This is a genomic window from Lachnospira hominis (ex Hitch et al. 2025) (genome assembly GCF_040096395.1).
GTDB classification, from domain to species: domain Bacteria; phylum Bacillota; class Clostridia; order Lachnospirales; family Lachnospiraceae; genus Lachnospira; species Lachnospira hominis.
Map to the genome: position 1 here is coordinate 1 of NZ_JBBMES010000022.1, position 14,026 is coordinate 14,026.

Below are 14,026 nucleotides of genomic sequence, written 5' to 3' on the forward strand. Positions count from 1 at the left end.
GACAGAATCCTGTCCCGGTACATGAGTCCCCTCTGGATACTGTAAAATCCAAATCTTCTGCGTATCTCATCCACCGCCGAATCCATCTTCATCTGCTTTTCACGCTTCTCCACACTTGAGAACAAATCAATCTGTTCCCAATAATTATCTGTCACTAAATCTGCACCTCGGACACCAACACTGCGGATTGGCTTTGTATAGCCTGTATCCAGCCTCTGCAATCTCTTTGGTGATATTGCTCGCATTCTGTAACTTTACCTGTTTTGAAAAATGGAACAGTTCTTTGTCACGGACACTGATCTCAACAGTCCGGCACCGGAAACCATTCTCCCGGAGTCTTGCCGCTACACTTTCTGCCAAAATGTATAACACAATCTTGACATCTTCATCTGTTTCCATATCCTTGGGCGTTGTTGTACTGTTGCCTACGGACTTGACCGGAGCTGATGTGTTTTCCAGCTTTACCGGAGATTCATCATATCCATTAGCAAAAGCCCACAGAATACTTCCCATCTTGCCAAGTTTTCTGACTAGCAGGGTTTCATCAGATTCTGCCAGATCTCCGATAGTCCGGATTCCCATGCTATATAACTTTTTATTCGTTGCATTTCCCACATATAACAGATCAGAAACTGGAAGACACCAGGCTTTTCTCTGAAACTCATCCTCATACATAGTAGTAATGGCATCCGGTTTCTTGTAATCCGAACCAAGTTTTGCAAAAATCTTGTTGAACGACACACCCACGCTCACCGTAATGCCAAGTTCTTTTTTCATCCTGCTGCTTATTTCCTGTGCAATGTGAAATCCATCTCCCTTGAGAGTTGCACTGTCTGTCACGTCCAGCCAGGACTCATCAATTCCGTATGGTTCCCTCTTATCTGTATAGTCAGCATAAATTTCCTGTGCCATTCTGGAAAATCTGAGATACAGGTCCATTCTTGGAGGAAGAAATGTTATGTCCGGGCATACCTGTTTTGCCTGCCATAATGCCATTCCGGTTTTTACACCATATCTCTTGACCGTATAATCAGCGGTCAGCACAATTCCATGTCTCGCCTCAGGATCACCTCCTACTGCTACAGGCTTTCCCCTAAGCTCCGGATGATGCAGAAGCTCTACTGATGCATAAAAACAGTTACAATCACTATGCAGTATTGTCCGGTTCACTGAATCACCTTCTTTCCTGCTGCCGGATGATATGCCATCCGTCTACATGGCATAATATAATACTTTTTATATTGCTATTCAACGGTAATTTATTGCATATTATCAATACAGTTGATATTGTGTATTGATTTTTAGGGATTCTTATGCTAATCTTGATATATCCCAATAGGGAGATCATACCTGATATGATTACTTAGAAAGGCATAATACTATGAAAGATTTAGGAAAGACCATTGCTAAATACAGAAAAGAACATAAGCTGAACCAGAGCCAGCTTGCAAAAGAACTGGAAAACTATGACATCTATGTAAAGCAGAATTCAATCAGCGCCTGGGAGCTTGGCACAGCAACACCAAATGCCAGACAATTTCTCGCCTTATGTGAAATTCTTGAAATATACGATATCTATACGGATTTTATTGGTCAAAGTCCCCTTAACCCATTCCGAAACCTGAATGAAACGGGAATGAACAAGGTTCTTGAATATATCAGAGATCTGGAAAGCACCGGCAACTATAAACCGGCAGATATCATTCCTATTCACGTGATCCAGGAAAGAAAAGTATTTTACAATACAGTTTCTGCCGGTACCGGCTCTTTCCTCGATAGCGATGAATATGAGATGATTTCCTCTCCTGATATTCCGGAAGCCGCAACCTTCGGTGTATATGTAGATGGTGACAGTATGGAGCCTAGATATCATAATAAGGATCTCATCTGGATTGAACAGACAGCATGCCTTGATGATGGCGAAATAGGTATTTTCTATCTTGATGGAAACGCATATGTGAAGAAATTTCAGAATAACAGACTCGGAACCTATCTCATATCACTGAATAAAAAATATGATCCAATCCCGGTTACAGAGAATAGTTCCTTCAAAATATTCGGCCGTGTTCTTTCATAAGTCCTTTTTTGGGGACACTTAAAACTGTAGTATTATTATAGCGGAACAGACCTGAACAATTCTTAATTTGGAGGTGCATATATATGAATACTGATATGGATATAGACATAAACACCATGACAGACACAATTACTTGCAAACTTGTTGAAGCAAGGGCAGATCTTGGCATTACCCAGAAAGAACTTGCATCAGCAACCGGCATCAGCCTGAAAACTATTGCCAATATCGAGTCAAAACAGCATATTCCTTCTCTGCTATACGCCATGAGAATTGCAGATTTTTTTCACAAACCGGTAACAAGCCTGTTCTGCTATCATCCTGGTGTTCAGCAGACTCCCTCTAAAGGAGATGATCTGAATGAATAATAAAAAAATGTTAGATTTCCAGACAATCGCTGTTGATTTTGATGGCACTCTCTGCTACAGCAAATGGCCGGAGCTTGGTCAGCCAAACCAGGCACTGATCGAATATCTCCAGGAATGGAAACGCAATGGCAACAAACTCATTCTCTGGACCTGCCGCGCCGGTGAAGCTCTGTCGAATGCTGTCGAATGGTGCCGGGAACAGAATCTTGAATTTGATGCAGTTAATGACAATCTTCCGGAAAACGCAAAGGCATAGAACCCGTAATGGGACTATGCCTTTGTGCTTATTCTGGCATTCATTTTTAGTTAGTGCAGGTTATTTACCTAATACAGTTCTTCTCATAATAAAAATCTGTTAGTTAAACTTTTTCAAATTTTGCTACTTCATCCGATAAATCTTCCGAAAGGTTCATATTTTCGTCCGCCTGCACTGTAATTGCTGAAATTGCTGTTACAAGTTGTGATATCTCTTGTGCTACGTTTGTAACACCTTTTGCAGATTCTTCAATTGCTATAGAAATGTTATTGATACCTTCATTCATATCATTCATTGTACCTAAGCTATCTTTTGACTTAACTGCAAACTCGTTAAATGTATTACTTGCCTGATCAGAATCAGCATCATAATTTCCAATAATTTTTACAAAGTTGTCATAATCAAGTGCTACCTTTTCATCTACAAAACGAATCATTTCCGTTGCATTTCCAGACAGATTGTTTACTGCCTCAATAACTTTTCCACTGATTTCCTGAATATTGTTTGCTGTATCACGTGAACTATCTGCAAGCTGTCTGATTTCATCTGCAACAACGGCAAAGCCCCTGCCTGCTTCCCCTGCTCTTGCTGCTTCAATCGATGCATTAAGTGCTAGAAGATTTGTCTGTGCTGCGATATTTAAGATATTTTCTGTAAGTTTTGCAATTTCATTTACAGACTTAGATGCTTCTACTGCCTCCGCGACATCCTTTTGAATGCCATCAAATGTTTCTACTGTTTTTTCTTTTGATGCAATCGCTTCTTTATAGCTATTTTCTGCAGTAAGCTTCACTTCATGCATCTTCATTGCAGAGTTCTTAGCATCCTCATTCATGCCTTCCATTTTCTTTAGCAGATTATTACATCCTTGGGCTAAATCATATAGAGAAGCAGATACCTCTTCCATGGATGCTGCAAGTTCTTCCGATGTTGCACTCACATTGGATGCACTCATATTTGAAGATTCCGCCTCATTTTGTACAAGATAGGAAGATTCTTTCATATCTTTTGATACACTCTGAATCTTTACCATAAGATTTTGTAATGTTTCAATAAAATGGTTGACACCACTTGCAAGCTGACCAATTTCATCACTGGTTTCATCAAATACTCTTAACGTAAGATTACCCTGTCCTGATTCTATACCTAAAATGATATCATCCAAATCATTCTTTGCTCTTTTTGCTGGACGAACAATGGACTTATTAATAACAATCGAAAGAAGTACGATTACAATAATATCAGCTACCACAAGTGCAAGATCAAAAATGATGCTTCCATTTATTCTGTAGTTGATATGTCTGATGGCTTCTGCCACTTCTCCTTTTGCTGTTTCAAAAACCGCGGTATCATTATTTTCCACTGCTTCTTCATATTGTTCAAACTGTTCTATAAGCACATCATTCTTTCCTCGAATAGCTTGTAATGCCATTAAATTCAAGGCTGTAATCAAAACTGCAAAAAAGCCTACAAACACTAACATTGTTACTAACTTTTTTCCCAAGTTCTTTCTCTTTTTCATGTTTATTTTCCTTCTTTCTGCGAAAAGCACCAATGCGTTATGTTTTGGAATTTTTTAGCATCATTCTACCCCACCCCACAAAATTTTGTCAATACTTTATTCTCTTGATAGAAAATTTTAATCTTTACTCTGATGAGGATGGCGTGAAACACATCCGTATCAAAGCCAGACCTAATAAATGGCATGAGAATGACTGCCCTTTCTGTCACAAGTCATGTCCTGCTTATGACAAACATTCCAGCAGACCAACCACTTGGAGGGGACTGGACTGGGGTGGTATTCTGGTCGAAGTTGAATACCAGACGCATCGTATCATCTGCCTTGAACATGGGGTTATATGTTGCCGAAGTTCCATGGGCATATCCAGGTAGTAGATTTACCAAGGATTTCGACCTTACCGTTGCATGGTTTGCATCCTATCTTCCAAGAAGTACCACATCATACTTCATGAGAGTGGACTGGGAAACTGTAGGCCGCTGTGTCAATCGTGCTCTTCACGATTTAGAACCGGAGCACTCAAGAAGACTTGATAGTCTGGTTAATATCGGCATTGACGAAACCAGTTACAAAAAGGGTCACAAGTACATTACAGTAATCGTTAATCACGATACCAACACAGTGGTATGGGCATCGGAAGACCATGGCAAATCCGTTCTTGAAAAGTTTTATAAACAGCTTACTCCAGAGCAGCTATCCAGCATCAAGGTTGTTACAGGTGATGGTGCCAAATGGATCACAGAGTGTGTAAATGAATACACTCCTGACTGTGCCCATTGTGTTGATTCCTTTCACGTAATCGAGTGGGCTATGACAGCTCTCGATGAAGTCAGAAAAGATATCTGGCATGATGCCTACAGCGAATATAAGCAGGTCAAAAAAGATAATCCATGTAGCAAGGGTCGTCCTAAAAAGGATGATCCTGAACTTGCTATTGTGAAAGCAGCTAAAGCTAAAGCAGATGAGATAAAAGGCTCTGCATACATGATAAAGGTTCTCTGTTTCCTTTTTGATACCAAATATCATATGCATTATATAATATCTTTCTAAACTCTTCCATGTTTCTATTATTGATAGTATTAAAATCTCCTATGAGAATATACTCTTCGTTAGAATGTTTCTGTAAAAATGAATACAATTCATTCCAAAATTGTTCATCATATTTGGGTGGAATTGGTTATCTAATTAACTACATTATTTTCTGTCTAAAATATCCATAAATTCGTCACCTGTAATTGTTTCCTTCTCATACAGGTACATAGCCAGTTCGTCCAGTTTTTCCCTGTTTTCAGCAAGGATTTTTCTTGCTTTTTCATGCTCTGCTTTTACGAGCTGCACGACTTTTTCATCAATTTCCTTCTGGGTATCTGCGGAACAGGAAAGAGACGTATCGCCGCCAAGATACTGGTTGGTCACGTTTTCCATTGCCACCATGTCGAATTCATCTGTCATGCCATAGCGGGTGATCATCGCTCTTGCAATTTTTGTTGCCTGTTCGATATCATTGGAGGCTCCGGTCGTGATCTCACCAAATACGATCTCCTCTGCCGCACGTCCGCCTGTAAATGTAGCAATCTTATTCTCAAGTTCTTTTTTCGTCATCAGATATTTATCACCCTGCTCAACCTGCATAGTGTAGCCGAGTGCACCTGAGGTACGTGGGATGATCGTAATCTTCTGGACCGGTGCTGAATGACTCTGCAATGCAGCTACCAGAGCGTGTCCTATCTCATGATATGCAACAACCTTCTTCTCCTGATCTGAAAGAACCGCATTCTTCTTCTGATATCCTGCAATAACCACTTCTATACTTTCTTCGAGATCAGATTCATTTACAACGGTCCTTCCACTACGGACAGCACGTAATGCTGCTTCATTTATAATATTGGCAAGCTCCGCACCGGATGCACCCGATGCCATACGTGCAATCGTATGCAGGTCAACATCATCAGATGCTTTTATCTTCTTTGCATGAACCTTTAAAATTGCTTCACGGCCTGCAAAATCCGGCAGTTCAACCGGCACACGTCTGTCAAAACGTCCCGGACGTGTAAGTGCCGGATCTAACGACTCCGGACGGTTCGTTGCAGCAAGAATGATGACACCATTATTTCCTTCAAATCCGTCCATCTCTGTAAGAAGCTGGTTTAAGGTCTGCTCCCTCTCATCATTTCCGCCCATTTGTCCGTCACGCTTTTTACCAATGGCATCAATTTCATCAATAAACACGATACATGGTGCCTTTTCCTTTGCCTGTCCGAAAAGATCTCGAACTTTGGAAGCTCCCATACCGACAAACATCTCAACGAACTCTGATCCGGACATTGAGAAAAATGGTACATTTGATTCACCCGCCACTGCTTTCGCAAGCATTGTTTTGCCGGTTTCCGGAGGTCCTACAAGAAGGACACCTTTTGGCATAGACGCACCTACATCGGTATACTTCTTCGGATTGTGAAGATAATCAACGATCTCTGAAAGGTTTTCTTTCGCCTCATCTTCTCCTGCAACGTCTGAAAAACGGATTCCCTCACTGGATTGCACATAAATCTTCGCATTGCTTTTTCCCATTCCAAAAGCCATCGAATTTTTTCCTCCGGCATGCTCCATCAGTTTCTTCGCCATATAATTTCCCAGTGCGATAAAAATGATCAATGGCAAAATCCCGGTCAGCAGGAAGCTGATGATCGGTGACATCTGTTTATCGATATCTTTTGCGAATACTGCTCCACATTCATATAGCCTGTCCGTCAGGTTCGGATCGTTCATCAGACCTGTTTTATAAATATTTTTTTTGATTTTTATCTGTAAAGATGATCTGATTGTCCTCAACTTCTACTTCACCAATATTCTTCTTCTCGATCATGCTCATAAAAGTGCCATAATCCGTTTCCTTCACCTTATGCTCCATAAGGATTGGTGTGACAACCAGATTAAATACGATCAGCACTATTAACACAATCCCATAATAATATGCCAGTGGTTTTTTCGGTGTTTTAACTTCTTTCATGTTCTTTCCTCCTGTTGTTCTGCGTTATGCTTTCTCCGTGCATTTTCGTATTATTTATTCTGCCATCTGACTTTGCCCTTGGACAGAAGCGGATAACAGATCAGCTGATCTGAATCCAGATTTTCGGCATGCATGTCAACCGCTGTGATCTGATGATTATCATAAGTCGTATAATAGTAAATACCTTTTGCTGTATTACAACAGGACGTGTATATCGTGATCTCATATTTGCCTTCTGTCACCTCACAGCATCCACGCTGCTGATCTACGGATCCTAAGATATGGAAGAACTGACTTACACTCTCATCCTCTTCTTCACCGGAGATCGAATTTAATTTTGTAAAGGCAACTTTCACAAATCTTGACTGGCTGGAAAGATCTCCAGGTATTCCCATTCCACCCATTCCTCTGCTATATGCATCAAGCTGTAATACTCCTGCAAAAGTACTCTCTGGCTGTTTTCTGGATACTCCGGCATAATTATTCAGTGCAAACATCTGACTCAGGAATGGTGGATTATTGGTAAGCACTCCTACCGGATTATCATATACATGCAGCCCATCTTTCATAGACTCAACAACGATACAGGAGTCTTTGTCTGCAATGATCCAGTGAAGCTGTGCTGTCGGCAGCTGTTCACTGAATGCTGTACCTGTCAGTCTCATTGTTGCCAGCTTCTCTCTCGCCTCTGCTACAGTAGCACACTGTGTAAGGATCCATGGGATGAACTCAAACTGTGCCACCTGGCTGACTTCTGTTTCATCTTCCGGCAAAGCCTCTTCATATGCCGCATTGCCGACAAAATTAAGACCTGCCATTCCAAGGCCTTTTTCATTAACAGCATCATAATAAAGCGGATAACCTTCTGCAACAAATGCCATTCCGATCAAAGCATAATGGCTTTTTATCTTCCCGGCAAACCGGAAATCAAATTCGTAATTTCTTGGCGTTATCGCGATCTGTTCCCCATAGGAAAATTCATAATCAAGCGTTCTGCCCATATAAAAATCTTTTGTTTTGTAAGTTGCTGCTGTACACATATCGAACACCTCTTCTTTCTGCTATAATAATCCTGCAAACAATCGCATAAACAACTGTCCGAGCCGTAAATATGCACTCCGTCCTGTGCGGTACTTTTCTGTCACTTCCCTGCATTCATTCATGGTTGCTCCCAGATCATCTCTTATATCCAAAACTGTCTGACTATCCGCCATAAAACAACCATTTTCAAAGTGGTGATAAAGCAATGCCATTCAGTTAAGCATCATTTTAGTGGTTTTCCGTCATAGAAAGCCACTGTTTTTATACCTAAAAACTTTAAAAATATTACAAAAAACAGTTGACAAGTAAGCCAATATATGTTGCGCAAGCCTTGATTATAAACATATTTCAAGGAGGCTCATTATGGCTGATTTTTTCTTATCTAATTTAAAATCCACACTCGACAACTGCATCACAGAACTCGATGAAATCCACTCCATGTTCTGCCGTAATCCGGAAAGTGATTTTACCAGGAACCGCAAACTTTCTTTCCGCGAGTATATTCAGTTTATGCTCCAGATGCAGAGTAAATCCGTTTCAAATGCAGTAAACATATGCAGGGCATATCTCAAACACGATGGTAACGAAACAGAGTCCATGCTTCTCATACAAAAGTATCTGACACCTGTCAAGTACAATCGAAAATATCCTATCCACCTCCGTCCAAAGAGAAATAGGGATTTCATGTATCGGGTTGCATAAATCTCGTTACCATTATTCTGCATTATAAGGCAGATAAGCAATCTGTCTTTTTGTCATAAAAAACCTTATCTAAATGACATTGAATGATTTATTTTCTATCTAAAATTTTATTAAACCGACTAAAGACTCCATAGTTTGTGTGTTTGACTTACTGTTTATATCTATCTTCTCCTAAATATTTTTCTAGTCATTGCAATATAAAATTGCTTATACAGTCTCTCCCTTAAGAGTCCTGGTATTCTGGATAATATACAAAGCGACCGATATGACCATCATTATAGCGCACAAACCAATCAACAGATCTGATACCATCGGTGTAATGTGGAACCATATAATATGCACCGCTGCAGTTCCATATAATAAAAAGGTTACTATCTTTCCATGCCAGTCTGCACCATGTACTTTTCCTGTCTTTTGTATCACAAGACATCCACTGACTACCATATACAGCTCCTTACCTGCCATTATTACGATTAAAAGAAGCACATGCGGAAAACGAGTAAACAGACAGATTAACATCGCTGCCTGTGTCAGCTTATCAGCCACCGGATCAAGTATTTTTCCTAAATTACTAATCCTATGGAATCTTCTTGCGATATATCCATCAGCAAGATCCGTAAGACCAGACAGCAATAAGATTTCACCAGCTAACAGAGGATTTTTCTTTACACAATAACTCCATATAATTACCGGAATCAGACAAAGCCGAAAAAAAGAAAGAAGATTAGGAACCGTAATAATTCTATTCAAATTTTCTTCCTGATTCACTTCACTCTGCATGTACGGTCACATCACTTTCCTTTTTTTTAGACATAAACCAATAAAATATAACACAAAATGCTAAAGCAAACACAACACCAAAAACATTTTGAATCACTCTAAGACTAACCGCTCCTTGTAGTCCATAAGTCTCTACAGCAATGGCTAAAGCACCAAATGTGTTAAATACTGCCTGCCAGCCATATTGTGCTGAAAATCCTACACCGATTCCTCCAAGAATTCCTATATATGCATAGATTGACGAAGGAAGCAGAAAATATAACACTGTAAAACATATAACACCTGCAATATTTCCGACAATCCTTTTACGGACTCTGTAGTGCATATCTTCCATAAATGGCAAAATCGCTGACATGGCCGCAATACCAGCCCACATTGCACGTGGCATATTACAAAGTTCTGCAATGCAAAGGACAATCGGCACGCATAAAATCTGACATATCTGCCATTTTGTTCTGGAAGAAGTGATATCAAATTCTTGTATCAGATCTTTCAGATTTCTTTTATAAGTTCTGTTTTTATGATTTCGATAAAATACGAAGCAGGTAAGTGCTGCACCGAAAGCCATTCCGACTAATCGCATCTGATAGCTTTTTCCCGTAACATCATAACCATATAACAGTAGATACCCAAGAACCAATGTAGATTGATTAAACATGAATGGATTATGGCATCCGAACAGAATCAACACAGCCAGTGCCGCAATATTTAACAGCATTCCCAATACCGGTGAAAACTGATTTGCTAAATGCGGACATACAGTCATAATTACAAAGAACAAAGCCAAAAGCATCGTAGATTGTCCGGTGTGGATCCCCAGATCCGCATTCCGAAATACCATAAGGCATAATAAAACTACTACACCCACAATACTATTCTCATTTCCAAATAGGATGCTGAAAATAGTAACAAATAAAAAACAAAATGCCATTGTAACAGCTATCTTTACCAAATATACCAGTATATGATATGATTTTTCTTTCACTGTTTCACTATTTTTCAACAGATTTTTAGAACCTGCCTGATTTAACTGCAATTCCTGATAAAATGTCATGTAATTCCTCCTCTATCTGTTTTTCTTAAACTTATATGGCCTCATCTTTCTGTATTGGAAGCTCTACAACAAATCTGCATCCACCATATTCCCGGTTTTCTGCCTTGATTGTCCCGCCAGCACTATCTACGATCCGTTTCACAAGTGCAAGGCCGAGACCATTTCCTTCTGCTTTGTGAGAACCGTCTGCCTGATAAAATTTATCAAATATTCTGGATTTTACATCATCCTCTATTCCCGGTCCTTCATCTTCCAGAATAAACATTACAGAATCCTTTTCCTGCTTCAGAAACATCATAATTGTCCCCTTTGCAGGACTGAACTTAATCGCATTATCCAAAAGATTTATCCAGATATGCATAAAAAGTCCTTCATTCCCAGTATATTTAACTTCCTCCAGCTCTACCTGGAAACCAATTTCTTTTTCTGTCCATTTTGTTTCCAATGAAAGAAATGCCTGGCGGATCTGTTCATCCAGACGATATTCTGTTTTTTTCATTGGTATATTCTGATTCTCTAACTTGGATAACAGCAAAATATTACCAACCAATCCGGAAAGTCTTTGGGTGTTAAATAAGATTTTTTCTACATATTCCTCTTGATCTGGAGACAGTTCTTCTCCCTGAAGCAGCATTGTATACCCTTCAATGGCATTAATCGGGGTCTTAAACTCATGAGAAACATTAGATACAAAATCCATCTGCAGCACCTCTGTTGCACGAAGTTCTTTTGTCATAACGTTAAAACTTTGATAAGATTCTCCAACTTCTGCTATACGGCTGTTCGTTTCCAAATGCTGTTCAAAATCTCCCCGAGAAACTTCCTTCATTGCTTTACTAAGCCTAGTAATTGGTTCCAGTAACTTTGCATTGATAAAGGAAGTGATCAGCCCTGCAATCAATGTATTGAAAATCAAAAGCCAGCCAAGCACAGGTATGCTGCCCGGCAGATTAAAAAAATGATTCAAAAAAGCAAATAATAAAGCAGATATGACTGTTGAAAATACAAGTGCCAGCCAGATTGCACCAGTCAGACAGGATCGGATCCGCAATCCTTTTTCTTTCTTTTGTTCCATTATTTTTTCACCACCTTGTATCCAATTCCACGCATTGTTACGATTTCAAAATCAGGGTTATCTTTAAAACGCTCTCTGATTCTTCCTATATGTACCTCTATCGTATGTGGGTCTGCCTCCGTCTCGTATCCCCATACTTCATCCATCAACTGTTGTTTTGTAAATGTTCTGCCTGGCGAAGCTGCAAGCTTATATAAAAGCAGGAATTCTTTTTTAGGCAAAACAAGACTTTCCTTATCAGTTGTAACCGTCATTGCATCATAATCAAACTCTGTTGAACCGATCACAATTTTGTGTTCATTCAGTATCTGTGCACGGCGAAGCAGTGCTCCGACTCTTAAAACCATTTCATTCACATTTACCGGTTTTACCATATAATCGTCACTTCCCGAAAGAAATCCCTGGCGCATATCATCAAAGGAACCTTTCGCAGTGATCATAAGCACTGGTATCTGATATCCTGCTGAACGAAGTTCTGACACCAGTTCATAGCCATCCATAACCGGCATCATAATATCAGAAATGATCAGATCAATATATTCCTTATCCAATACTTCTAATGCCTGTGCTCCATCCGATGCACTTTTGACTTGATATCCATTCTTCTCAAGCACTTTTTGGAATAGCTGGCTTAATTCTTTATCATCTTCTACAATCAATATTTGAAACACGTTTTCCTTCCTCCTTATTAAAACAGATACCTTGCCCATCCAAGCAGATGCTGTACCAAAAATATTTTTCTCTGACGTTTCTTTGTTAATTCGATTGGCTCTACATGATATGGATCACGATAGGTTCCATCTTCCAATACCTGGCGGGACACTCTTTCATATTCCATCATGCCCTCTTCCAACTGTTTATTAATATCTTTACTGCGAATTACAAGCATCAGTTCCGTATCCAGATATGCACTTCTCATGTCCATATTAAAGGAACCGATTACAGACAGATCATCGTCAATCAGAATACTTTTTCCGTGGTATGAATAACCGCCTTCATATTCCCAGATATTAATTCCTGTACTTAAGATTCTATTTCTGTTTTTCGCATAATCGGCAGCCCCAAATGGATTCCCATTGTTGGCAACCGAATTGGTCATGATAGAAAAATCCGGAACTCTCTCCGCAATCTCTTTCCATGTATTATACATCATATCATTGCAGATAATATATGGTGTATGAATTTTCACGCGCTCTTTTGCATTTTTCATTAGTTCTCCCAGTTGATACCAGACTACTGGTTCCTTGGGACCTGTGTGGATAGGATTTGACACTAATGCAATCTTTTCTGTCTCAAAAGTTTCGTCCGTGTAATCGGTATCGCAGATTCTTTCCTTATTCTCTTCAAAATATTTCTGATAGCCGTTCTGCAGCTCTAAAACTGCGTTCTTTACAGATTTTCTATTTGCCAGTTTTTTATTGTCATGAAAATAACCACTGTCTTCTTGTTCCCATATCGTTTCAAAATACTCTAACAACTGGTTAACTGAATTTTCTTTCTCAGGTTCATCGCAAACCACTAACACGTCTCTGTCATAGTTCTTATGTCCCGGAAAATCACCCAGGAAATAATTGTATGTATTTCTTCCCCCAAGAATATATCTCTTTCCATCTGCAATCAAATATTTATCATGCATTCTACCCATCGTCTTCCATGGTTTCAACGGATTGGCCTTATTATATAGTTTAATTTCAACATTCTCATGGGAAGATAATCCATAGAAATACGGATTTCCTTCCATATCAATCCAGCTCTCCATTCCATCTACTAACAGACGAATATGTACACCTCTGTCTGCCGCATCATGCAGTGCTCCTAAAATCAATTTTCCACTTTCATCGGATTGAAATGCAAAAGTAGAAAGAATAATTTCCTTTTTTGCATTCTTGATCAAACGCACTCTTTGTAAAAGCGCTTCTGGATTCTTTTCTATGATTACTGCCCGTTCTGTATTTTCACTGCATTCGTTCCATGACCCATTTTTTGTTTCTTTTTTGGTTGTATTGGACACTTCCGGCTGCTTTTTATATGCAACGCAGATTCCGAGCAATTCATAAAAAGCCACACATAAAAAAATTGCCAGTATAACAAGAAGGATTTTACATATTTTATACTTTTTCATTGTACATCACCTGATTCCTTTTTAT

The 14,026-nt window shown here is 39.4% G+C and carries 14 protein-coding genes and 2 pseudogenes; 6 read left to right on the forward strand and 10 right to left on the reverse strand.

The features are described 5' to 3' along the window. A pseudogene (gene dinB / locus WMO38_RS13355) lies at positions 1-1,170 on the reverse strand (DNA polymerase IV); the annotation flags it as partial. 211 nt (positions 1,171-1,381) lie between these two features. Here dinB and WMO38_RS13360 point away from each other — a divergent pair. From WMO38_RS13360 to WMO38_RS13370, 3 genes are all read left to right on the forward strand, one after another. Continuing rightward, the gene (locus tag WMO38_RS13360) at positions 1,382-2,077 is read left to right on the forward strand and encodes an XRE family transcriptional regulator (RefSeq protein ID WP_008115820.1); all 696 of its coding nucleotides are present in this window, start codon (positions 1,382-1,384) and stop codon (positions 2,075-2,077) included. Between the two features lie 83 nt (positions 2,078-2,160). Then, positions 2,161-2,442, forward strand: a complete 282-nt coding sequence (locus WMO38_RS13365) for a helix-turn-helix transcriptional regulator (protein WP_186837485.1) — start codon at positions 2,161-2,163, stop codon at positions 2,440-2,442. Further along, on the forward strand, positions 2,435-2,698 hold the full coding sequence (locus WMO38_RS13370) for a hypothetical protein (protein ID WP_117699036.1): 264 nt from the start codon (positions 2,435-2,437) through the stop codon (positions 2,696-2,698). Before WMO38_RS13365 ends, WMO38_RS13370 begins: the two co-directional genes overlap by 8 nt. Positions 2,699-2,801: 103 nt before the next feature. On the opposite strand, the gene WMO38_RS13375 is transcribed toward WMO38_RS13370, so the two are convergent. After that, a complete protein-coding gene (locus WMO38_RS13375) occupies positions 2,802-4,220 on the reverse strand; it encodes a methyl-accepting chemotaxis protein (RefSeq protein ID WP_349163042.1) in 1,419 nt (472 codons plus the stop codon). Positions 4,221-4,252: 32 nt separating this feature from the next. On the opposite strand from WMO38_RS13375, the gene WMO38_RS15335 reads away from it, so the two are divergent. Together WMO38_RS15335 and WMO38_RS13380 are read left to right on the forward strand one after the other, a co-directional pair. Next, a complete protein-coding gene (locus tag WMO38_RS15335; RefSeq protein WP_498072068.1) occupies positions 4,253-4,591 on the forward strand; it encodes a transposase family protein in 339 nt (112 codons plus the stop codon). Further along, positions 4,494-5,267 carry a transposase gene (locus WMO38_RS13380; RefSeq protein WP_186837487.1) on the forward strand — a complete coding sequence of 258 codons (774 nt, stop codon included), beginning with the start codon at positions 4,494-4,496 and terminating at the stop codon, positions 5,265-5,267. The genes WMO38_RS15335 and WMO38_RS13380 overlap by 98 nt, the downstream gene beginning before the upstream one ends. A 144-nt stretch (positions 5,268-5,411) precedes the next feature. On the opposite strand, the pseudogene ftsH reads toward WMO38_RS13380, so the two are convergent. The 3 genes and pseudogenes from ftsH to WMO38_RS13395 all read right to left on the reverse strand — a co-directional run bounded on the left by ftsH (position 5,412) and on the right by WMO38_RS13395 (position 8,480). Beyond that, a pseudogene (gene ftsH / locus WMO38_RS13385) lies at positions 5,412-7,227 on the reverse strand (ATP-dependent zinc metalloprotease FtsH). A gap of 50 nt (positions 7,228-7,277) precedes the next feature. Then, positions 7,278-8,267 (reverse strand): choloylglycine hydrolase, encoded by a 990-nt coding sequence (bsh, locus tag WMO38_RS13390; RefSeq protein WP_349163043.1) that lies wholly within the window; start codon positions 8,265-8,267, stop codon positions 7,278-7,280. A 21-nt stretch (positions 8,268-8,288) separates the two neighbouring features. Next, positions 8,289-8,480, reverse strand: coding sequence for a phospholipase D-like domain-containing protein (locus tag WMO38_RS13395; protein ID WP_117482452.1), 192 nt, complete (start codon positions 8,478-8,480; stop codon positions 8,289-8,291). A 151-nt stretch (positions 8,481-8,631) separates the two neighbouring features. On the opposite strand from WMO38_RS13395, the gene WMO38_RS13400 reads away from it, so the two are divergent. After that, positions 8,632-8,970 (forward strand): hypothetical protein, encoded by a 339-nt coding sequence (locus tag WMO38_RS13400; protein WP_007887600.1) that lies wholly within the window; start codon positions 8,632-8,634, stop codon positions 8,968-8,970. 207 nt (positions 8,971-9,177) lie between these two features. On the opposite strand, the gene WMO38_RS13405 is transcribed toward WMO38_RS13400, so the two are convergent. From WMO38_RS13405 to WMO38_RS13425, 5 genes are read right to left on the reverse strand one after another with little or no spacing between them, the layout of a single operon-like run. Next, positions 9,178-9,750, reverse strand: a complete 573-nt coding sequence (locus WMO38_RS13405) for a CDP-alcohol phosphatidyltransferase family protein (protein ID WP_055053943.1) — start codon at positions 9,748-9,750, stop codon at positions 9,178-9,180. After that, complete coding sequence (locus WMO38_RS13410) at positions 9,740-10,804, reverse strand: FUSC family protein (protein WP_349163044.1); 1,065 nt, start codon at positions 10,802-10,804, stop codon at positions 9,740-9,742. Before WMO38_RS13410 ends, WMO38_RS13405 begins: the two co-directional genes overlap by 11 nt. A gap of 31 nt (positions 10,805-10,835) precedes the next feature. Continuing rightward, positions 10,836-11,879 carry a HAMP domain-containing sensor histidine kinase gene (locus WMO38_RS13415; RefSeq protein WP_349163045.1) on the reverse strand — a complete coding sequence of 348 codons (1,044 nt, stop codon included), beginning with the start codon at positions 11,877-11,879 and terminating at the stop codon, positions 10,836-10,838. Beyond that, a complete protein-coding gene (locus WMO38_RS13420) occupies positions 11,879-12,589 on the reverse strand; it encodes a response regulator transcription factor (protein WP_003693048.1) in 711 nt (236 codons plus the stop codon). The genes WMO38_RS13415 and WMO38_RS13420 overlap by 1 nt, the downstream gene beginning before the upstream one ends. Beyond that, positions 12,568-14,001, reverse strand: coding sequence for a phospholipase D family protein (locus WMO38_RS13425; RefSeq protein ID WP_349163046.1), 1,434 nt, complete (start codon positions 13,999-14,001; stop codon positions 12,568-12,570). The genes WMO38_RS13420 and WMO38_RS13425 overlap by 22 nt, the downstream gene beginning before the upstream one ends. Positions 14,002-14,026 lie beyond the last annotated feature (25 nt).

Coding starts and splice junctions, on each gene's coding strand:
- WMO38_RS13365 (WP_186837485.1), top strand. CDS start 2,161: ATGAATACTGATATGGATATAGACATAAACACCATGACAGACACAATT.
- bsh (WP_349163043.1), bottom strand. CDS start 8,267: ATGTGTACAGCAGCAACTTACAAAACAAAAGATTTTTATATGGGCAGA.
- WMO38_RS13420 (WP_003693048.1), bottom strand. CDS start 12,589: ATGGGCAAGGTATCTGTTTTAATAAGGAGGAAGGAAAACGTGTTTCAA.
- WMO38_RS13395 (WP_117482452.1), bottom strand. CDS start 8,480: ATGGCATTGCTTTATCACCACTTTGAAAATGGTTGTTTTATGGCGGAT.
- WMO38_RS13360 (WP_008115820.1), top strand. CDS start 1,382: ATGAAAGATTTAGGAAAGACCATTGCTAAATACAGAAAAGAACATAAG.
- WMO38_RS13370 (WP_117699036.1), top strand. CDS start 2,435: ATGAATAATAAAAAAATGTTAGATTTCCAGACAATCGCTGTTGATTTT.
- WMO38_RS13410 (WP_349163044.1), bottom strand. CDS start 10,804: ATGACATTTTATCAGGAATTGCAGTTAAATCAGGCAGGTTCTAAAAAT.
- WMO38_RS13425 (WP_349163046.1), bottom strand. CDS start 14,001: ATGAAAAAGTATAAAATATGTAAAATCCTTCTTGTTATACTGGCAATT.
- WMO38_RS13375 (WP_349163042.1), bottom strand. CDS start 4,220: ATGAAAAAGAGAAAGAACTTGGGAAAAAAGTTAGTAACAATGTTAGTG.
- WMO38_RS13405 (WP_055053943.1), bottom strand. CDS start 9,750: ATGCAGAGTGAAGTGAATCAGGAAGAAAATTTGAATAGAATTATTACG.
- WMO38_RS13400 (WP_007887600.1), top strand. CDS start 8,632: ATGGCTGATTTTTTCTTATCTAATTTAAAATCCACACTCGACAACTGC.
- WMO38_RS13415 (WP_349163045.1), bottom strand. CDS start 11,879: ATGGAACAAAAGAAAGAAAAAGGATTGCGGATCCGATCCTGTCTGACT.
- WMO38_RS15335 (WP_498072068.1), top strand. CDS start 4,253: ATGCGTTATGTTTTGGAATTTTTTAGCATCATTCTACCCCACCCCACA.